The 18,065-nt window shown below is 73.1% G+C and carries 17 protein-coding genes; 3 read left to right on the top strand and 14 right to left on the bottom strand.

Features of this window, described 5'->3' with window-relative positions:
- Positions 1-31 precede the first annotated feature (31 nt).
- The 11 genes from Sdi02f_RS30335 to Sdi02f_RS30385 form a co-directional block, all read right to left on the bottom strand.
- A complete protein-coding gene (locus Sdi02f_RS30335; protein ID WP_108934374.1) occupies positions 32-835 on the bottom strand; it encodes a rhamnogalacturonan acetylesterase in 804 nt (267 codons plus the stop codon).
- A 151-nt stretch (positions 836-986) separates the two neighbouring features.
- On the bottom strand, positions 987-2,345 hold the full coding sequence (locus tag Sdi02f_RS30340; RefSeq protein WP_108934375.1) for an ABC transporter substrate-binding protein: 1,359 nt from the start codon (positions 2,343-2,345) through the stop codon (positions 987-989).
- 67 nt (positions 2,346-2,412) lie between these two features.
- On the bottom strand, positions 2,413-3,972 hold the full coding sequence (locus Sdi02f_RS30345; RefSeq protein WP_108934376.1) for a glycoside hydrolase family 43 protein: 1,560 nt from the start codon (positions 3,970-3,972) through the stop codon (positions 2,413-2,415).
- Complete coding sequence (locus Sdi02f_RS30350) at positions 3,969-4,814, bottom strand: DUF6807 domain-containing protein (protein ID WP_108934377.1); 846 nt, start codon at positions 4,812-4,814, stop codon at positions 3,969-3,971. Before Sdi02f_RS30350 ends, Sdi02f_RS30345 begins: the two co-directional genes overlap by 4 nt.
- A complete protein-coding gene (locus Sdi02f_RS30355) occupies positions 4,811-5,971 on the bottom strand; it encodes a Gfo/Idh/MocA family protein (protein WP_030403807.1) in 1,161 nt (386 codons plus the stop codon). The genes Sdi02f_RS30350 and Sdi02f_RS30355 overlap by 4 nt, the downstream gene beginning before the upstream one ends.
- Positions 5,968-6,864 carry a carbohydrate ABC transporter permease gene (locus Sdi02f_RS30360; RefSeq protein WP_030403806.1) on the bottom strand — a complete coding sequence of 299 codons (897 nt, stop codon included), beginning with the start codon at positions 6,862-6,864 and terminating at the stop codon, positions 5,968-5,970. Before Sdi02f_RS30360 ends, Sdi02f_RS30355 begins: the two co-directional genes overlap by 4 nt.
- Positions 6,861-7,796 (bottom strand): carbohydrate ABC transporter permease, encoded by a 936-nt coding sequence (locus tag Sdi02f_RS30365; RefSeq protein WP_030403805.1) that lies wholly within the window; start codon positions 7,794-7,796, stop codon positions 6,861-6,863. The genes Sdi02f_RS30360 and Sdi02f_RS30365 overlap by 4 nt, the downstream gene beginning before the upstream one ends.
- Positions 7,797-7,911: 115 nt before the next feature.
- A complete protein-coding gene (araD, locus tag Sdi02f_RS30370; protein WP_108934378.1) occupies positions 7,912-9,651 on the bottom strand; it encodes an L-arabinonate dehydratase in 1,740 nt (579 codons plus the stop codon).
- Positions 9,648-10,556, bottom strand: a complete 909-nt coding sequence (locus Sdi02f_RS30375; RefSeq protein WP_031086717.1) for a dihydrodipicolinate synthase family protein — start codon at positions 10,554-10,556, stop codon at positions 9,648-9,650. Before Sdi02f_RS30375 ends, araD begins: the two co-directional genes overlap by 4 nt.
- The gene (locus tag Sdi02f_RS30380; protein WP_030403802.1) at positions 10,553-11,221 is read right to left on the bottom strand and encodes a GntR family transcriptional regulator; all 669 of its coding nucleotides are present in this window, start codon (positions 11,219-11,221) and stop codon (positions 10,553-10,555) included. The genes Sdi02f_RS30375 and Sdi02f_RS30380 overlap by 4 nt, the downstream gene beginning before the upstream one ends.
- 169 nt (positions 11,222-11,390) lie before the next feature.
- Positions 11,391-11,990: a TIGR03086 family metal-binding protein gene (locus Sdi02f_RS30385; protein ID WP_030403801.1), complete on the bottom strand. Its 600-nt coding sequence runs from the start codon at positions 11,988-11,990 to the stop codon at positions 11,391-11,393.
- Positions 11,991-12,134: 144 nt separating this feature from the next.
- On the opposite strand from Sdi02f_RS30385, the gene Sdi02f_RS30390 reads away from it, so the two are divergent.
- Positions 12,135-13,376 (top strand): MFS transporter, encoded by a 1,242-nt coding sequence (locus Sdi02f_RS30390; protein ID WP_055469510.1) that lies wholly within the window; start codon positions 12,135-12,137, stop codon positions 13,374-13,376.
- Here Sdi02f_RS30390 and Sdi02f_RS30395 read toward each other — a convergent pair.
- The 3 genes from Sdi02f_RS30395 to Sdi02f_RS30405 are packed head-to-tail and all read right to left on the bottom strand — an operon-like array spanning position 13,365 to position 15,892.
- Positions 13,365-13,763: a VOC family protein gene (locus tag Sdi02f_RS30395; protein ID WP_053638626.1), complete on the bottom strand. Its 399-nt coding sequence runs from the start codon at positions 13,761-13,763 to the stop codon at positions 13,365-13,367. The two genes, Sdi02f_RS30390 and Sdi02f_RS30395, sit on opposite strands and share 12 nt — an antisense overlap.
- Before the next feature lie 9 nt (positions 13,764-13,772).
- Positions 13,773-14,945 carry a hypothetical protein gene (locus Sdi02f_RS30400; protein ID WP_031086721.1) on the bottom strand — a complete coding sequence of 391 codons (1,173 nt, stop codon included), beginning with the start codon at positions 14,943-14,945 and terminating at the stop codon, positions 13,773-13,775.
- Positions 14,942-15,892, bottom strand: a complete 951-nt coding sequence (locus Sdi02f_RS30405) for a 5-dehydro-4-deoxyglucarate dehydratase (protein ID WP_053638624.1) — start codon at positions 15,890-15,892, stop codon at positions 14,942-14,944. Before Sdi02f_RS30405 ends, Sdi02f_RS30400 begins: the two co-directional genes overlap by 4 nt.
- Positions 15,893-16,134: 242 nt before the next feature.
- Here Sdi02f_RS30405 and Sdi02f_RS30410 point away from each other — a divergent pair, with 242 nt between their 5' ends.
- A complete protein-coding gene (locus Sdi02f_RS30410) occupies positions 16,135-16,944 on the top strand; it encodes an NAD-dependent epimerase/dehydratase family protein (RefSeq protein ID WP_108934379.1) in 810 nt (269 codons plus the stop codon).
- Between the two features lie 272 nt (positions 16,945-17,216).
- Positions 17,217-17,987 carry a DeoR/GlpR family DNA-binding transcription regulator gene (locus Sdi02f_RS30415; protein ID WP_030403795.1) on the top strand — a complete coding sequence of 257 codons (771 nt, stop codon included), beginning with the start codon at positions 17,217-17,219 and terminating at the stop codon, positions 17,985-17,987.
- Positions 17,988-18,065 lie beyond the last annotated feature (78 nt).

Here is an 18,065-nt window from a genome sequence, read left to right on the forward strand (position 1 = left end):
TCTCCCTGGTTCTCGGGTGAGGTTCGAGCTGTTACGCGGTGGCCGGTTCCGGCCAGTCGATCCAGGACTCGGGGATCTCCTCGTCCAGCCGGCGCACGTCCCGGTGCGCCAGTACGCGCCCGCGCAGCAACTCCCGGGCGACGGTCCGGGCGACCGCGATCGCGCCCGGCGGATTGAAGTGGGTGTTGTCCTGCTCGGTGGCGGTCCAGTTGAAGTACGCCTTGGTCCCCTCGGTACCGAGCCGCTGCCACAGCGCGAGCGACAGCGCCTGTACGTCGAGCAGCGCCACGCCCTCCTGCCGCGCGAGCGCCCGCATCGCCGCCGGGTACTCCCCGTGGCTCGGCACGGCGTCGCCCGCCGCGTCGAACCGGCGCCGCTCGACGGGCGTGGCCAGCACCGGCCGCGCCCCGCGGGCCCGCGCCCCGTCGACGTACCGGCGCAGGTGGTCCTGGTACGTCGTCCAGGGCTCGGTGTGGCGGGCGGGGTCCTCGGCCTTCTCGTCGTTGTGCGCGAACTGGATCAGCAGGAAGTCACCGGGCCGGATCTCGGCGAGGAGGGCGTCGAGCCGCCCCTCGTCGACGAAGCTCTTCGAACTCCGCCCGTTCACCGCGTGGTTGGCGACCCGGAGGTCCTCGTGGAGGAAGAAGGGCAACGCCATGCCCCACCCGGTCTCGGGCGCGGCGTCGGAGTACTTCTGCGCGGCGGTGGAGTCCCCGGCGATGTAGAGGCTGCGAGGGTGGCGGCGTCCGCCGGCTCGGGCGGTCTGGGCGGCGGCGAACGCCAGGGGAAGGGAGGAGACGGCGGCTGCGGTGACCTGTCTCCGGCTGAGTGACATGCCGGTCTGCCTTTCACTAGGGGCGGGGCAGTACTCCCGGGGCCGGGGGCCGGATCGATGTGCGGCTGAGCCACGTGGGCGCGAACGGCCACGGACGGCCCGCGGCCCCCGACGAACCACGGACCACCCACGGCGGAGCGGCACGGGCCGGCTAACCCATCTGTTCCGACCACTCGGCCTGCGCCTCGTTCAGCTTCTTGGCCAGCCCGTCCAGGAAGTCCTTCGGGCTCATGTCCCCGAGCAGCACCTTCTGGAACGCCGGCTCGCTCTCGGACTTGGACACCGTGTTCCAGTCCGGCAGGTAGTACGGCAGCTGGACGATGGTCGTGGACCCGTCGTTCAGCGCCTGCGCCGCCAGCTTCGTCGGCTCGGCCTTCTGGATCCACGCGTCGTTCGCGGCCTCGGTGTTGGACGGCACCTGCCCGGCCGACTCGTTGAACTCGGAGTTCTGCTCCTTCGAGGTGGCGAACTCGATGAACTTCCAGGCGGCCTCCTTGTTCTTGGAGCTCTTGAACACACCGAGCCCGTCGACCGGGTTGGAGACCTGCACCCGCTTGCCGCCGGCGCCGACCGGCTGCGGGATGCCGCGGAACTTGTCGACGCCGAGCGCCTTCACGTGGTCCTGGTAGGAGCCCAGGTTGTGGTTGACCATGCCGATGGTGCCGGTGTCCCACTGGGCGACCATCTTGGCGAAGTCGTTGTTGACGTCGGCGGCCGGCGTGACCTTCTTGTAGAGGGCGGCGTACTTCTCCAGCGCCGCGACGTTCTTCGGGTCGTTGACCGTGGTCTTCTTCTTGTCGGCGTCCCAGAACGAGGTGATGCCGGACTGCCCGTACATCGCGTCGAACGCCTGGGCGATGGATCCGGAGCCGCCGCGGATGGTGTAGCCGAACTCGTTCTTGCCCGCGTCGGTCAGCTTCTCGGCGGCGGCGTAGAACTTGTCCCACGTCGTCGGCTCGTCCAGACCGGCCTTCTCGAACAGGTCGGTGCGGTAGTAGAGGACGCCGTTGTTGGCGGAGGTCGGCACCGAGTACAGGGTGCCGTCGCCGCCGCCCGCGGCCTTCAGGGACTCGACCATGTCCTTGTTGAGCTTGCCGTTCAGGGCGGACTTGTCGAGCCGGTCGTCCAGCGGTTCCAGGGCGCCCTGGGCGGAGAAGCCCGCGAGCATCGACGCCGTCACGCCGCCGACGTCCGGCAGGCCGCCGCCCTGGATGGCGGTGTCGACCTTGGACTGGTACTCGGTGGCGGCGATCCCGACGTACTCCACGTCGATGTCCGGGTTCGCCTTCTCGAAGTCGGCGATGATCTCCTTCCAGACGGCCGTGCGGATGCCGCCGTTGTTGTCCCAGAAGACGATCTTCCCCTTGCCGCTGCCCTCGGCGCCCTTGTCGCCGCCCGCCCCGCTGCCGTCGTCACCGCAGGCGGTGGCGGTCAGCGCGAGCACGGCCCCCAGGGCGACGGCGGCGGACGTCCGGCGCCTGGCTGTGCCTCGGTCTCTGCTGCTGTGCATGCTGATCCTCATTGGTCGGCTCTCTTCTTCTGGATCCAACAAAGCGGTGGAACGACAACGTGGGGGTTCAGTGGGGCCGGTGGGGCGCGACGCGGAACCGCGTGAAGGAAGCGGTGCCGGCGTGTCCCTGGCCGGCGGGTGCGAGGGCGAACAGGCCGAGCAGGGCGCCGACCCAGCGCCAGGGGGTGGCGGCGAACTCCCGTCCGACGGGGTGCGGACCGCCGCCCGGGTCGTCGTCGCCGAGGTCGTAGGAGAAGCGGCAGCGTGCCCCGGGCACCGTCTCGATCCGCAGCCGGGCCCGTCCTCCGGGAGCCGGGCGGGGCCGGTCGGCGTCCCGCTCGGCCTCGGCCACGGACTCGGCGAACCGGTGCACCAGGTGCACCCCTCCGTCGGAGTCCCGCTGGAGCCCGATCCAGCGGTAGGCGTCGCCGAGCACCGCGAGCCCGGCCCGCGCCCCGGGTTCCTCGCTGTCCAGGCGCAGGTCGACCTCGATCACCGAGGGCTCCCCGGGGAAGCGCTGGGTGAGGACGCTCGGCAGCAGGCGCAGGTCGTGCGCGTCGGCCGAGCGGACGCAGGCCAGCCGCAGCCCGTCCCCGGCGTGCTCGGTGGCCCACCCGGCGCGGGGGTTGGCCGTCCACGACCACTGGCGGCCGAACCGTCCGCCGGGGAAGTCGTCGTCGGTCGCGGGCGCGGCGGGCGGCTGCGGGGGCAGGGCGGGACGCGGGTGCTCGGCCACCGGGGCGCCGTCGTCGCCGAGGACCGGCCAGTGGTCCGCGTCCCACCGCATCGGCTGGAGGTGGACCACCCTGCCGTACGCGCCGCGCTGCTGGAAGTGCAGGAACCAGTCCTCGCCGGACGCCGTGCGCACCCAGCCGCCCTGGTGGGGGCCGTTGACGCCGGTGTCCTTCTGCTCCAGGACGACCTTCTCCTCGTACGGACCGAAGAAGTCGCGGGAGCGGAAGGCGCCCTGCCAGCCGGTCTCCACGGAGCCGGCGGGGGCGAGGATCCAGTACCAGCCGTCGTGCCGGTAGAGCTTGGGGCCCTCCAGGGTGAACCAGCCGGGCAGCCGGTCGGCGTCGACGATCACCTGGCCGTCGTCGAGGAGTCCGGTGCCGTCGGGGCGCATGCGGTGGCCGGTGAGGCGGTTCTTGACGCCGGAACGGGAGCGGGCCCAGGCGTGCACGAGGTACGCCTCGCCGGTCTCCTCGTCCCACAGGGGGCAGGGGTCGATCAGGCCCTTGCCGGCCTTGACCAGGTGGGGAGCGGTCCACGGGCCCCGGATGTCGGGGGCGTTGACCTGGAAGACGCCCTGGTCCGGGTCGCCCCAGAAGATCCAGAAGCGGCCTGCGTGGTGGCGCAGGGACGGGGCCCAGACGCCGCGGTCGTGCCGGGGCGCGGCGAACACGTGCTCGGGCTCCAGGCGGTCCAGGGCGTGCCCGGCCAGGGTCCAGTCGACCAGGTTGCGGGAGTGCAGCAGGGGCAGGCCGGGGACGCGGCCGAAGCTGGAGGCGGTCAGGTAGAAGTCGTCGCCGACGCGGACGACGTCCGGGTCGGACCAGTCGGCGTTCAGGACGGGGTTGGTGTAGGTCCCCGCGGTCTCGGGGGCGGGCGCGGTCTCCGGGCTCACGGGCTCACCGCCTTGCGGACGAGGGCGGCGGCGCCGTCGGTGTCGAGGCGTCCGTCGGCGACGACGGTGACGATCCGGCGGACCAGGGTCTCGCCCGGGGCGACGGCCACCCGCTCGTCGTGGGCCAGCGAGGAACCGACCCCCGGGTATTCCTCGGTGCGCACGAACCACGGGTCGCGCCGGGTGGCTTCCGTGGCGCCGGCGAACACCAGCGACCAGGAGTCCGAGGTCAGGGCCAGCCAGTCCGCCGTGCCGCCGTGCACCTCGCGTTCGCCCTCCCGGTCGGCGGTGAAGACCCTGGGCGCCGTGCTCTGCTTGCGGGCGCGCCAGAAGAAGCCGCCGTAGGCCGCGCCGGGGCGCCCGTTGGTGGCGGGGCTGCCGATCGTCAGCGGGTCCGGGGTGGTGTTGGTGAGGGAGAAGGTGAAGTCCAGCGCCCAGGCCGCGGCGGTGAGTTCGGTGGCCGCGACGGTGCGGCGCTCGCGCAGCAGCTCGGTGCCCGCGGCGACCCAGCGCAGCTCCTCGACGAAGCCGTCGGGGTCGCGCAGCTGGAAGGCGGTGTGCCGCTGGGTGCCGTGGTTGTCCAGCTCGGTCGGCCCCTGGTCGCGGACGTAGGTGCGCCCGCCCCAGAAGTTGTGGCCCTCGACGTCGGGAACGGCGACACCGACGCCGAGGTGATGGAGGTGGTCGGCGGGACCGAACTCGGTCACCGTGGTGCCGGCCAGGGTGGTGACGGGGTGCAGGTAGGGGCGCGGGGAGAGTCGCCGGGGCAGCTCGGGCCGGGTCGTGTACCGGGCGACGGGGCGGCCCGCCACGCGCAGCACCGGGGTGTCGTTGCCGGTCATCGGGTGCTCACCTCGCCACGCGGGTGCTCGGTGCGCGGGGCCCAGGGCGCACCCAGTTCGGAGTAGAGGGAGAGGGTGTCGGCGGCGGCGGCCACGAGCGCGTCGATGCCGGGGACCACGCGGCGGCCCTCGCCGGGGACGCGGTGCCAGGCGGCGGCGGGCAGCGGCTCGGGGTCGGGGGCCCGGCGGATCGCCTCGACGACCCGCATGAAGGCGCCCGTCTCGTCCGGCGGCACCAGCAGCGGGGCACCGGTGGTGAGGTGGTCGACCAGGTTCTCCAGCAGGTCGGTGCGGCCGTGGTGGAACTCCTCGGGGCCGTGGCCGCCACGCTGGAGCAGGACGCGGTCCTGCTTGTACCAGAAGGTGACGCGGCCGCTGGAGCCGTGCACCAGGACGTACGGCTCGTCGGCCCGCTCGGCGCACAGGGTCGCGGCGACGGTGACGCGGTGCCCGCGGGCGGTGCCGATCCGCACGCAGGAGGTGTCGTCGGCCTCGATGTCGTTGGCGTGGCTCAGCTCGGTCTCGATACCGGTGACGTCCTCGGCGCGGGCGGTGCCGCCGAGCGCGAGGGCGGTGGCGACGGCGTGCGCCAGCGGGTTGGTGAGGGCGCCGTCGACGACGTCGGCGCCGTTCAGCCGCCGCTTGCCGGACCAGGGGGCCCGGCGGAAGTAGGCCTCGTCGCGCACCCAGGCGCCGGCCGCCCCGATGCCCACGACCTCGCCGATGGCGCCCCCGGCGACCAGTTCCCGGATGGCGGGCAGGGCGTGCGAGCCCAGCGACTGGAACCCGGTCTGGCAGGCGACCCCGGCCTCCGCGACCCCGTCGGCCATGCGGCGGAACTCGGCGTACGACGGCGCGGGGGGCTTCTCCAGGAGCAGGTGCACACCCCGCCGGGCGGCGGTCAGGGCGAGGTCGGTGTGGGTGGGGATCGGCGTGCAGATCACGGCGATCCGGGCGCCGGTGGAGTCGAGCAGGGCGCCGAGGTCGGCGGACTGCTCGGGGAGTTCTCCCCCGGCCTCCTCCTCGGTCAGCGGGGCCAGTTCGCAGATGCCGGCCAGCCGGACCAGGCCGGCCCGCTCCAGGCGGCGGATGTTGGCGACGTGCCAGCGGCCGTGGCCGCGGGCGCCGGCGAGGACGACGGGCAGCGGCGCGCTCATCCCTTCACCGCCCCGGCGCTGAAGCCGGTGATCAGCCACTTCTGGATGAAGGCGAAGACGATCACGACGGGGACGGCGGCGACGATGCCGCCGGCGGCGAGCGCGCCGAGGTCGACGCTGTCCGCGCTCATCAGGGAGTTGAGGCCGACCGGGATGGTCTGCTTGTGCTGGTTGTTGAGGAACATCAGGGCGAACAGGAAGTGGTTCCAGGAGTGCACGAAGGCGAAGGAACCCACCGCGATCAGACCCGGCCGCAGCAGCGGCAGGACGACGATCCGGAAGGCCCTGAAGCGTCCGCAGCCGTCGACCCAGGCGGCCTCCTCCAGGGAGTACGGCACGTTCTTGATGAAGTTGCTGATCAGGATGATCGACAGCGGAAGCTGGAAGACCGTCTCGGCGATGATGACGCTGCCCAGCGAGTTGATCATCTGGAGCCCGGCGAAGATCTCGAACAGCGGCACCAGCAGCAGCGCGCCGGGCACGAACTGGGAGCAGAGCAGGGCGAGCATGAAGCCCCGCTTGATCTTGAAGTCGAACCGGGCGAGGGCGTAGCCGCCGGCCAGGGCGACGAGCGTGGTCATCACCAGGGTCGCCAGCCCGACGTACACGCTGTTCTGGAAGTAGGTGCCGAAGCCGCGGTCCGTCCACACCTTCTCGAAGTGGTCGGTGGTCATCGGCCAGGGCACGAGCGAGGTCGAGCCGGCCGGGCGCACCGCGAAGAGCAGGATCCAGTAGAACGGGATCAGGGTGAAGACCAGGTAGATCCCGAGCGGCAGGTAGATCTGCCAGCGGGGGACCTCGTCCCAGGCCGGGCGCTTCTTGCCGGGCCGCGGGGGCGCGGGGGCGGCCGGGGCGGGGGCGGGGGCGGCCGCGGGGGCCTCTTTGGTGATCACTTGTTCTCGCCTCCGAACTTGCTCAGCCGCAGGTAGACGATCGAGCAGAAGAGCAGGATCACGAACGCGACCGTGGTGAGGGCCGACGCGTAGCCGAAGTCGTGGGCGTCGACGCTGGTGTTGGCGATGTACAGGGGCAACGTCGTGGTCTCGCCGGCGGGTCCGCCGCCGGTCAGGGTGTAGAGCAGGTCGACGTTGTTGAACTCCCACACCGCGCGCAGCAGCGTGGACAGGATGATGGCGTCCTTCAGGTGCGGCAGCGTGATGTGCCAGAACTGCTTGATCCGGCTGGCCCCGTCGACCTCGGCGGCCTCGTACAGGTCCTTCGAGACGGACTGGAGGTCGGCGAGGATGAGGATCGCGAAGAAGGGCACGCCCCGCCAGAGGTCGGCGACCACCGCCGCGGAGAACACGGTCGAGGTGTCGGAGAGCCAACTGGTGCCGTACGAGCCGATGCCCATGTCGGCGAGGTAACGGGTGATTCCGGTCTGGGAGTTGTAGAGCAGCACCCAGATCGCGGAGGTGAGGACGCCGGAGACCGCCCAGGGGGAGAAGACCAGGGCCCGCCCGACGCCCCGGCCCACGAAGGTCTGGTTGACGATGAGCGCCAGCGCCAGGCCGAGCAGCAGTTGCAGTCCGACCTCGACGAAGACCCACTTGGCGCTGAAGACCAGCGTGTCCCAGAAGATCGCGTCGTCCGTGAAGATCTTGACGAAGTTGTCGAAGCCCGCGAAGCCGTTCCGCCACGGCTTGGTGGGGTTGTAGTTCTGCAGGCTGTAGTAGAAGACGCTGATGACCGGGTAGGCGATGAAGCCCAGCATCAGCAGGGCGGCCGGTCCGATCAGCAGGTACGGGAGCCTGCGCGGCGTGGCCGAGGCACGGCGCCGCCGGGGTGGCGCGGGCGGTTTCGCCACGGCTGCGGCTTGGGCCATGACAGTTCTCCGATCTTGTACGTCTACGTCGTGCGGGGCGTGCGAGGCGTGCGGGAGCTGGTGGGAAGCGCTTTCTCGACGGGCAGGGGGCTGCCGGGTCCCGCCGGCGGCGGGCTCAGCCTGCGTAGGGGTCCTGCACGGAGCCCGGTCGGGCCAGGAACTCGAAGTCGCAGCCGGTGTCGGCCTGGGTGATCTGTTCGTTGTAGAGCGCGCCGTAGCCCCGTTCGTAGCGGGCGGGCGGCGGTGTCCAGGCGGCCCGGCGGCGCTCCAGCTCCTCGTCGTCCACGTCGAGCCGGAGGGAGCGCGCCTCGACGTCGAGGGTGATGGAGTCGCCGGTGCGCACCAGGGCGAGCGGTCCGCCGACGTACGACTCGGGGGCCACGTGCAGCACGCACGCGCCGTAACTGGTGCCGCTCATCCGGGCGTCGGAGATCCGGACCATGTCCCGCACGCCCTGCTTGAGCAGGTGGTCGGGGATGGGCAGCATGCCGTACTCCGGCATGCCCGGGCCGCCCTTGGGTCCGGCGTTGCGCAGCACCAGCACGCTGTCGGCGGTGATGCCCAGCTCCGGGTCGTTGATGGTGCGCTGCATGGTCTTGTAGTCGTCGAAGACGACGGCGGGACCGGTGTGCTTGAGCAGGTGCGGCTCGGCGGCGATGTGCTTGATGACCGCGCCGTCCGGGCAGAGGTTGCCGCGCAGTACGGCGACTCCGCCCTCGCTCGCGACCGGGTTGTCGCGGGGCCTGATGACGTCGTCGTGGTGGACGAGGGCACCGTCGAGCTGCTCCCGCAGGGTGTCGTGGGAGACGGTCGGCCGGTCCAGGTGGAGCAGGTCGGTGATGCGGGAGAGGAAGCCGGGCAGTCCGCCGGCGAAGTGGAAGTCCTCCATCAGGTAGGTCTGTCCGCCGGGGCGGACGTTGGCCAGGACGGGGACGGTGCGGGCGATGCGGTCGAAGTCGTCCAGGGTGAGGGTGACCCCGGCACGGCCCGCCATGGCGATCAGGTGGATCACGGCGTTGGTGGAGCCGCCGAGGCCGAGGACGGTGGTGACGGCGTCCTCGAAGGCGTCGGCGGTGAGGATGTCGCTCAGCTTCCGGTCCCGGTGGACCAGTTCGACGATGCGCAGTCCGGCGGCGGCGGCCATCCGGTCGTGCCCGGAGTCGACGGCCGGGATGCTGGAGGCGCCGGGGACCGTGACGCCGAGGGCCTCGGCGGCGGCGGTCAGCGTGGAGGCGGTGCCCATCGTCATGCAGTGGCCCGGGGAGCGCGCCAGGCCGCTCTCCAGTTCCTGCATCTCGCAGTCGCCGATGAGGCCGGCCCGCTTGTCGTCCCAGTACTTCCACATGTCGGTGCCGGAGCCGAGGGTCTGGCCGCGCCAGTGTCCGGGGAGCATGGGCCCGGCGGGCACGAAGACGGCGGGCAGGTCGACGCTGGCGGCGCCCATGAGCAGGGCGGGCGTGGACTTGTCGCAGCCGCCCATCAGGACGGCGCCGTCGACCGGGTAGGAGCGCAGCAGTTCCTCGGTCTCCATGGCGAGGAGGTTGCGGTAGAGCATCGGGGTCGGCTTCTGGAAGGTCTCGCTGAGCGTGGAGACCGGGAACTCCAGCGGGAAGCCGCCCGCCTGCCAGACGCCCCGCTTAACCGCCTGGGCGCGGTCGCGCAGGTGGACGTGGCAGGGGTTGATGTCGGACCAGGTGTTGAGGATGGCGATGACGGGCTTGCCGAGGTGCTCCTCGGGCAGGTAGCCGAGCTGGCGGGTGCGGGCGCGGTGGCTGAAGGAGCGCAGGCCGTCGGTGCCGTACCACTGGTGACTGCGGAGCTGTTCGGGCGCCTTGCGGCCGGCCGGGGCCGTCATATGGACCACCCCGCGGCGATGGCGGCGACCTCGGCCCGCTCGCTCTCGGGCAGCGGCTTGCTCGGCGGGCGGACCTCCCGGCGGCACAGGCCGAGGGAGGCGAGGGCCTCCTTGACCACCGTGACGTTGTTGGCGGAGCCGTTGGCGGCGCGCAGTTCCTCGAAGCGGCGGATCTGCTCCCAGACCTTCATGGCGGCCGGGTAGTCGCCGGAGCGGAGCGCTTCGATCATGTTCAGCGAGACGGCCGGGGCGACGTTCACCAGGCCCGAGGTGAAGCCGGTGGCGCCCGCGCTGAAGTACGAGGGGGCGTAGGGCTCGGCGAGCCCGGCGACCCACACGAAGCGGTCGAGGCCGGCGTCGCGGGCGAACGCGGCGAACTTGGCGGCGTCCGGCACGGCGTACTTCACGCCGACCACGTTGGGGCAGGCGTCGGCCAGCTCGGCGAGGCGGGCGCCGGTGAGCTGGGCGTTGCGGATGTAGGGCACGACGCCCAGCTCGGGCACAGCCTCGGCGATGGCGCGGTGGTAGTCGACCCAGCCGCCCTGGGAGACGTAGGGGTGGACCGGCTGGTGCACCATCACCATCGAGGCGCCGAGGTCCCGGGCGTGCCGGGCGGAGGCGACGGCGGTCGGCACGTCGTGGCCGACGCCGACCAGGATCGCGGCGCCCTCGCCGGCCTCCTCGAAGGTCAGCTCGGTGACGAGGCGGCGCTCGGCCGGGTCGAGGGCGTAGAACTCGCCGGTGTTGCCGTTGGGCGTGAGGGTGGTGATGCCACCGTCGAGGAGACGACGCAGCAGGGCCCGGTAGGTGGCGGGGTCGACGGTGCCGTCCTCGGCGAACGGGGTCACCGGGATCGCCACCACGTCGGCCAGGGCCGCCCGCTGGGTCTCGAACGTCGCTGTCATGCCTGACCGTCCTCTTCCTGGGCCGCGGTCCCCGCTTCGGGGAAGGCCCGCTCGACGAACGACGCGATGTGTGCGTGGAGGGCGCGGGCCGCGCCGTCCGCGTCACCGGCGAGGGCGAGGCGCAGGATCTCCTGGTGCTCGCCGGCCTCCCGTTCCCAGGAGGGGTCCGAGGCCCAGGCGACCGCGGAGACGAGGGCCGCCTGGTCGCGGACCTCGTCGAGCATCCGGCCGAGCAGCGGGTTGCCGCACGGCACGTACAGCGCGCGGTGGAACTCGCGGTTGGCCAGTGACCGTTCGGCGGTGTCCGTCGCCTGGTCGGCGCGGGTCAGCGCGTCCCGTGCGGCGTCCAGGGAGGCACCGCGGCGCACGGCGCGCTTGAGCGCCTCGGGCTCGAGGAGCAGCCGGACGTCGTAGACCTCGCGCGCCATGTCCGCGTCCACCATGCGCACGGTGACGCCCTTGTACTGGCTCATCACGACCAGCCCGGTGCCGGCCAGTGTCTTGAGCGCCTCGCGCACCGGGGTCTTGGACACCCCGAACTGTGCGGCGAGGTCGGTCTCGACCAGGGCCTGGCCGGGCGTCAGCCGGCCGGTGAGGATGCGGCGTTTGATCTCCTCCAGCACGTACTGCGTGCGGGAGGGGATCGGCGTGGGCACAGAGGTCATGCGCGCCTCTCGGAATCTCGCGTCGGATGCGCGGACAGATCTCTGACATCAGATCTCGCGTATCGCGTCTCATATATGACGTACGGAGTACGACGCGTTGAAGGTAAGAGGGGCGCGCGGCGACGTCAATGCTTCTGACAAAGGAAGTCCGGGCCGGTGCCGGACTCGGCTACGCGGGGCGGCTCCAGCCCGGGTCGCGCCCGCTCAGCCCCACCGCACGCTCCAGCAGCGGTGCGTCGGCGGGCACGGCGACGACCGGCCCGAACATGCCGCGCTCCCCGCCGGACTCCTCGGCGGCCCCGGCGAGCAGCCCGTACGCCGCCTGCAGGGCGGCCGGGTCGGGCGTGTACTCCTGGCCGGTCGCGCGGGCCAGATCCCAGCCGTGGACGACCAGTTCGTCGGCGACGACGGCGCCCGCGACCGCGCCGGGCAGGTCGACGCCGCCGGCCCGGGTCGCGCCGGTCCAGGCGCCGGGCTCGCGCCACGCCTGGGCGAGTTCCCCGAGGGCGGCGGCGAGTTCCCCGCGCCAGCCCGGGCCGATGTCCGGCACGGACTCCTCCGGGCTGGTGTCCGTGGTGGGTCCCAGGTCCTTGCGCGCGGCGTCGCGGAAGGCGACGGCAAGACCGGTCAGGTGGCCGAGCAGGTTGCGCACCGCGAGGCCGGGGCACGGCGTCGGGTCCGCGAGCCGCTCGTCGCGCACGCCGTCGGCGAGGCGGACGAGGACCTGGGTCTGCGGCCCCAGGTCGAGGGTGGTGGTCTCGTGGGTCATCGGTCGCTCCTCGGGGCATGTGGCCATGGCTGTCCTGTCGGGAGGCAGACCGGTCACGGCCGCGAAACTCATCGGCGTGCGAGCCCGCGCGTAGGGCATCTGCCCGATGCGGGCCGGTGTGCCTTAGTCCCACGATGACCAGGCATGACGACAAGAACGCCGGACACCGGTGCGGCGCGGCGCGCCCCCTGGCCCCTGGCCCGCGTCCTGCGCGACCGCAACGCCGGCCTGTATCTCACCGGGGTACTGGTCTCCGGTTTCGGCAGCTCGGCGCTGGGTCTGGCGGCGGGCGTGTGGGTGAAGGACCTCACCGGCTCGGACGGACTGGCGGCCCTGTGCCTGCTCGCGCTCTGGGCGCCGACGCCGGCCGGACCCGCGCTCGGCACGGTCGCGGACCGGGTCCGTCGCAAGCCCCTGCTGATCGCCGCGAACCTGGTGCCGGCCGGTCTCCTGCTCACCCTCTTCGCGGTCGACTCGCCGGGCACCCTGTGGCTGCTGTTCGCGGTGCTGTTCGCGTACGGCGTCGCGGGCGTGGTCCAGGACGCGGCCGAGTCGGCGCTCGTGGCCGCCGCCGTCGACCCGGGCCTGCTCGGCGACTTCAACGGGCTGCGGATGACCGCCAACGAGGGCATGAAGCTCGTGGCGCCCCTCGCCGGTGCGGGACTCTGCGCGGCGTACGGCGGCGCGAGCGTGGCGGCGCTGGACGCGGTGACGTTCGTGCTGGCCGCGGGCCTGTACGCGGCCCTGCGGGTGCGGGAGGCGCCGCCGCGGCGGCCCGCGGTGAACTGGCGGCGGCAGACGGCCGAGGGCGCCCGGTACCTGTGGGGGCACCCGGGGCTGCGCCCGCTGGTCCTCGCGGGCGGGGTGACGATGCTGTGCGCGGGCGTCGGCGGCGCCACGCTGTACGCCGTCGTGGACGCCCTGGACCGCTCCCCCGCCTACGCCGGTGTGCTGTACGCCGTCCAGGGGGCCGGTTCGGTGGCGGTCGGGATCCTGTCCGGGCCCGCCCTGCGCCGCCTGGGCGCGCGGCGGTTCGGGGCGGCGGGGATCGCCCTGTTCGCGGTGGCGGTGGCGGTGCGCGCGGTCCCGTCCGAGGCGGTCGCCTGGGCGTCCGGAGCGGCGGCCGGCGTGGGCCTGCCGGCGGTCCTGATCGCCGCCCTGACGGCCGTGCAGCGCGAGACGCCGGGGCCGCTGCTGGGCCGGGTCTCGGCGACGGCCAACTCCCTGGTCTTCGCCCCGAACGTACTCGGTCTGGCCGTGGGGGCGGCCCTGGTGGAGCTGACCGGGCTGCGGCTGCTGCTCCCGGCCGTGGGCGCGGTCCTGCTGGTGACGGCGCTGGCGCTGGCGCGGCGGCCGGGCGGACGGCCCACGCCGTCACCCGCGTAGGGCCAGCCACTCCTGGAGTTCGACGAGGTTTCCCTCGGGGTCCTGGAGGTGGGCGACGCGCATGCGGTCCGTCATGGGGGCCGGACCGTGGACGAGTGCGGCCCCCCGCGCGGTGATCTGCTCGCAGTAGCGGTCCACGTCGTCGACCCGCAGGACGACGAGGGACCGGTGGCCGGCGGGTACGTCGGCGAGACCGCCCAGGACCTGGGCCATCTGTGCGCGGTCCTGCAGCGCGATGCCCGCCGTGCCGCCGTCGGGAGTGAACTTGGCGTAGGGACCGTCCTCCGCCTCGACCTGCGGCTTCAGTCCCAGGACGTCCCGGTAGTAGCGGTAGCAGCCGGGGAAGTCCGTCACGAGCAGGCGGACCTGGGCGAGTTCCGTGGCCATGCCCGCACCTTACGCGAGGGCCCCGAGCCCCGTCCGCACCTCCTCCAGATCGCGGTCCGAGGCCAGCCCCGCGTGGTACAGCCGCAGTTCCGTGGCCCCCAGGTCCCGGGCCCGGGCCGCGTCGGCGGCAAGGGTGGCGGGGCTGCCGCCCATGCCGGAGACCACCGTGAGGTTGGCGGCGAGGACGGTCCCGGCCCGGCCCTGCTCGGCGAAGGGCGTCAGCGGGGACGCGCCGCCCGTGCAGGGGACGACGACGCCGTCCGCGACGGAGAGGACGTGCGCCGGGTCGACTCCGGCGTTGGCGCCGCAGTGGTGGGAGACCGGGTCGGCGTGCAGCAGGACCTGGAAGCCGTCGGGGGCGGCGGCGCGGACCGCTGCGACCGCCGCCTCCTGGAGCGTGCGGGCCCGGTCCTCCCGCCACGCGCGGGTGGCGTTCGCCGTCGCCCCGCCGAGGAGCTTCTCGACGCCCGCCCAGCCCCCGTCCGAGGGCGCCGCGCCCCGCCACACCGGCTCCAGCGCGGTGCGTACGGCGGCGGCGAGTCCGTCGGCGTCGAGGCCCTGACCGGCGTACCCGGTGCGGCAGTCCGGGCAGAAGCACAGCGACATCAGGTACTGCCCGGCGTCCCCGAGGGGCACCCCGCCGGTCTTGTCGTGGGCGTGCAGGTGGGCGAGGCCGTACCAGCCGAGGGACTCCAGCTCCGTGCCGCGGGCCCCGGGCCGTACCGCCGCCTCGGCGGCCAGGCCGGTGAGGTACGCGCGCGTGGCGGGCTGCGCGATGCAGGGCGCCCAGGGGTAGCGGTCGCCGTAGGCGTTGACGACGGAGGTGTCCGGGTGCTCGGCGCCCAGGCGGGAGTTGTGGGCGAGGACGACCCAGGTGTGCACCTCCAGGCCCGCGTCCGCGAGGGCAGCGGCGGCCTCGCCGTACGCGTCGCCGGGCGCCCAGTCGCCGGACTCGTGGGGGCGCGGCGTGCGGCCCTCCCAGCGGGCGGGGTCCGGCGGGTAGAGGACGGCGGCGTACTCCGCGGTGACGACGCGGTGGCGCGGGTGGCGCGGGGTGAGGGCGCGGGTGGAATGGTAGGCGGCGGCGAGGGTCGCCTGTGCCACGCCGAGGTCCGCGATGCGCGCGGGGGCTTCCGGGTCGCCGTTGACGTCCCAGGGGTAGACGAACGCCGACGCCTTCACCGGCCGGCCCCTTCCGCGAGCAGTTCCTGGCCGCGCTCGATGATCCGCGCGAGCTGCTTCACGTGCTCCTCGGCCGGTTCCCGCAGCGGGGTGCGCACCTCGCCGACGTCCAGACCGCGCAGCCGTACGCCCGCCTTGACCAGGGCGACGGCGTATCCGCGGCCCTGGGCGCGCAGTTCGACGAACGGCCGGTAGAAGCCGTCCAGCAGACGGTGCACGGTGGTGTCGTCGCCCTCGCGCAGGGCCCGGTGGAAGGCCACGGCGATCTCGGGGGCGAAGCAGAACACGGCGGAGGAGTAGAGGGGGACGCCCAGCGCGCGGTAGGCGAGCTGGGTCTGTTCGGCGGTCGGGAGCCCGTTGAAGTACAGGAACTCCTCGCCGGGCAGCTCCGTGCGCACCGCGCTGACGGTCCGCTGCATCAGGTCGAGGTCGCCGAGCCCGTCCTTGAGGCCGACGACGCCGTCCGTGCGGGCCAGTTCGACCACGCTCTCCGGGGTGAACACGGCGTTGTCGCGCTGGTAGACGATCACGGGCAGCGGGGTCGCGGCGGCCACCTCGCGGTAGTGCCGCACCAGCCCCTCCTGCCCGGCGTGCACCAGGTAGGGCGGCATGGCGAGCAGCCCGTCGGCCCCCGACTCCTCGGCGAGGCGGGCGTAGCGCACCGCGAGGGCGGTGCCGTAGCCCGCGCCCGCGAGGACGGGAACCCGGCCCGCGCTCTCCTCGACGGCGGCGCGGACCGTGGCCGCGAACTCCTCGGGCGTCAGGGCGTGGAACTCGCCGGTGCCGCAGCAGGCGAACACGGCGGCGGCACCGGCCTCGATCCCGCGCCGCACGTGGGTGCGGAAGACGTCGAGGCCGAGTCCGCCGTCGGGGGCGTACGCCGTGACGGGGAAGAACAGCGGGCCGCTGGGCGCGGTGAGCCGGGCGGCGAGAGGGGCTGAGGTCACGGGCGCTCCCCATTCCAGGTACGTGGTCGAGTCACGATCGTCGTCATACTCATGACCTGTGTCTACATTTCTGAACGCGACCACGCTAAGCCGCTCGGCGAAGACCGTCAAGCAGGCGACCTCTTGACGCGTGACCACCGGTTCTTTAGCGTGTCCACGCATATGAACGCCGGGCACACACGGACACGCACCGGCACCTGTGCCCGCCCGCGCCTCAGCAGACCGACCTAGGAGTCCCGAGGATGCCCGCTCCCCGCACCGTCCTGCTCACCGGCGCCGCCGGCGGTCTCGGCACCCTGATGCGGGAACTGCTCCCCCACCACGGCTACGAGCTGCGCCTGCTCGACCTGCGCCCGGTCGAGGGCGAGCCGGACGCGATCGTCGCCGACCTCGCCGACCGGGACGCGCTGCGCGAGGCGGTCCGGGGTGTCGACGCGATCATCCACCTCGCGGGCATCTCCCTGGAAGCCTCCTTCGAGAAGATCCTCGCGGCCAACATCGAGGGCACGTACCACCTGTACGAGGCCGCCCGCGAGGAGGGCGTCGGCCGCATCGTCTTCGCCTCCTCCAACCACGCCGTCGGCTACACCCCCCGCCCCCGGGGCGACGACCCCCTCATCCCCGTGGACACCCGGCGCCGCCCGGACACCTTCTACGGCCTGTCCAAGTGCTTCGGCGAGGACCTGGCCCAGCTCTACTGGGACAAGCACGGCATCGAGACCGTCTCCGTGCGCATCGGCTCCTGCTTCCCGGAACCGACCAGCGTGCGCATGCTCTCGGTGTGGATGAGCCCCGCCGACGGCGCCCGCCTCTTCCACGCGGCCCTGACCGCCGAGAACGTGGGCCACACCGTCGTCCACGGCTCCTCCGCCAACACCCGCCTGTGGTGGGACCTGACCTCCGCGCGGGCGCTCGGCTACGAACCGCAGGACGACTCCGAGCCGTACGCCGACAAGCTCCTCGCCGAGCAGGGCGACCTCGACCCGGACAACCCCGCGCACGCGTGCCTGGGCGGCCCCTTCGTGACCGACCCCCCGATCTGGCCGTACTGACCGGAAGACGACCCCACGAGAGGCGGACGGGCACCGAACGGGCCCGTCCGCCTCCGCATGCGGGCAGCCGCACTGCCCGTTCTCACCCCGCTCCGCGCTGCGCCCCAGGTCCGAGACGGGCGCCCGGCAGCGCAAACGGGCACACCCGGGCAGTATCGGGTCCGCAACAGGCCTGGTCAGTGCCGCATGACGCCTGTAGAACTTCCCCCAAGGGCCGAACGGGCCCGAACGGGCAACCACACGGCGACGAGGCGGTGAGGCAGGTGTTCGGCATGGGCACGAGGACGGCGGAGGAACGCCGGCACGAGATCGTGCGGGTCGCCCGCGCCACCGGCTCGGTGGACGTCACCGCGCTCGCCGCCGAACTGGGCGTCGCCAAGGAGACCGTGCGACGGGACCTGCGCGCCCTGGAGGACCACGGCCTGGTCCGCCGCACCCACGGCGGCGCCTACCCGGTGGAGAGCGCCGGGTTCGAGACCACGCTCGCCGTCCGCGCCACCAGCCACGTGCCCGAGAAGCGCCGGATCGCGTCCGCCGCCGTCGAGCTGCTCGGCGACGCGGAGACGGTCTTCATCGACGAGGGCTTCACCCCCCAGCTCATCGCCGAGGCCCTGCCCCGCGACCGGCCGCTGACCGTGGTCACCGCCTCCCTGCCGGTGGCCGGCGCGCTGGCCGAGGCGGGCGACACCTCCGTCCTGCTGCTCGGCGGCCGGGTCCGTTCGGGCACCCTGGCCACCGTCGACCACTGGACGACGAGGATGCTGGCCGGCTTCGTCATCGACCTGGCCTACATCGGCGCCAACGGCATCTCCCGCGAACACGGTCTCACCACCCCCGACCCGGCGGTCAGCGAGGTCAAGGCGCAGGCCGTACGGGCCGCCCGCCGCACGGTGTTCGTCGGCGCGCACACCAAGTTCGGGGCGGCCAGCTTCTGCCGGTTCGCCGAGGTCGGCGCCCTGGAGGCCGTCGTCACCAGCACGCTGCTGCCCTCGGCCGAGGCCCACCGCTACTCCCTGCTCGGACCGCAGGTCATCCGCGTCTGAGCCCACGTCCCCACCCGCCCCCCCCCGCACGGCACACCCACACCTGTCACCACCCGTTCGACTCCCCCTACCTCCCCA

It is taken from the genome of Streptomyces ardesiacus (assembly GCF_003112575.1).
GTDB lineage: Bacteria > Actinomycetota > Actinomycetes > Streptomycetales > Streptomycetaceae > Streptomyces > Streptomyces ardesiacus.

Excerpts from the sequence above, each read along its gene's own strand:
- Sdi02f_RS30365 (WP_030403805.1), bottom strand. The coding sequence starts at position 7,796 with ATGGCCCAAGCCGCAGCCGTGGCGAAACCGCCCGCGCCACCCCGGCGG.
- Sdi02f_RS30385 (WP_030403801.1), bottom strand. The coding sequence starts at position 11,990 with ATGACCCACGAGACCACCACCCTCGACCTGGGGCCGCAGACCCAGGTC.
- Sdi02f_RS30375 (WP_031086717.1), bottom strand. The coding sequence starts at position 10,556 with ATGACAGCGACGTTCGAGACCCAGCGGGCGGCCCTGGCCGACGTGGTG.
- Sdi02f_RS30390 (WP_055469510.1), top strand. The coding sequence starts at position 12,135 with ATGACGACAAGAACGCCGGACACCGGTGCGGCGCGGCGCGCCCCCTGG.
- Sdi02f_RS30350 (WP_108934377.1), bottom strand. The coding sequence starts at position 4,814 with ATGACCGGCAACGACACCCCGGTGCTGCGCGTGGCGGGCCGCCCCGTC.
- araD (WP_108934378.1), bottom strand. The coding sequence starts at position 9,651 with ATGACGGCCCCGGCCGGCCGCAAGGCGCCCGAACAGCTCCGCAGTCAC.
- Sdi02f_RS30355 (WP_030403807.1), bottom strand. The coding sequence starts at position 5,971 with ATGAGCGCGCCGCTGCCCGTCGTCCTCGCCGGCGCCCGCGGCCACGGC.
- Sdi02f_RS30395 (WP_053638626.1), bottom strand. The coding sequence starts at position 13,763 with ATGGCCACGGAACTCGCCCAGGTCCGCCTGCTCGTGACGGACTTCCCC.
- Sdi02f_RS30415 (WP_030403795.1), top strand. The coding sequence starts at position 17,217 with ATGGGCACGAGGACGGCGGAGGAACGCCGGCACGAGATCGTGCGGGTC.
- Sdi02f_RS30340 (WP_108934375.1), bottom strand. The coding sequence starts at position 2,345 with ATGCACAGCAGCAGAGACCGAGGCACAGCCAGGCGCCGGACGTCCGCC.
- Sdi02f_RS30335 (WP_108934374.1), bottom strand. The coding sequence starts at position 835 with ATGTCACTCAGCCGGAGACAGGTCACCGCAGCCGCCGTCTCCTCCCTT.
- Sdi02f_RS30410 (WP_108934379.1), top strand. The coding sequence starts at position 16,135 with ATGCCCGCTCCCCGCACCGTCCTGCTCACCGGCGCCGCCGGCGGTCTC.
- Sdi02f_RS30380 (WP_030403802.1), bottom strand. The coding sequence starts at position 11,221 with ATGACCTCTGTGCCCACGCCGATCCCCTCCCGCACGCAGTACGTGCTG.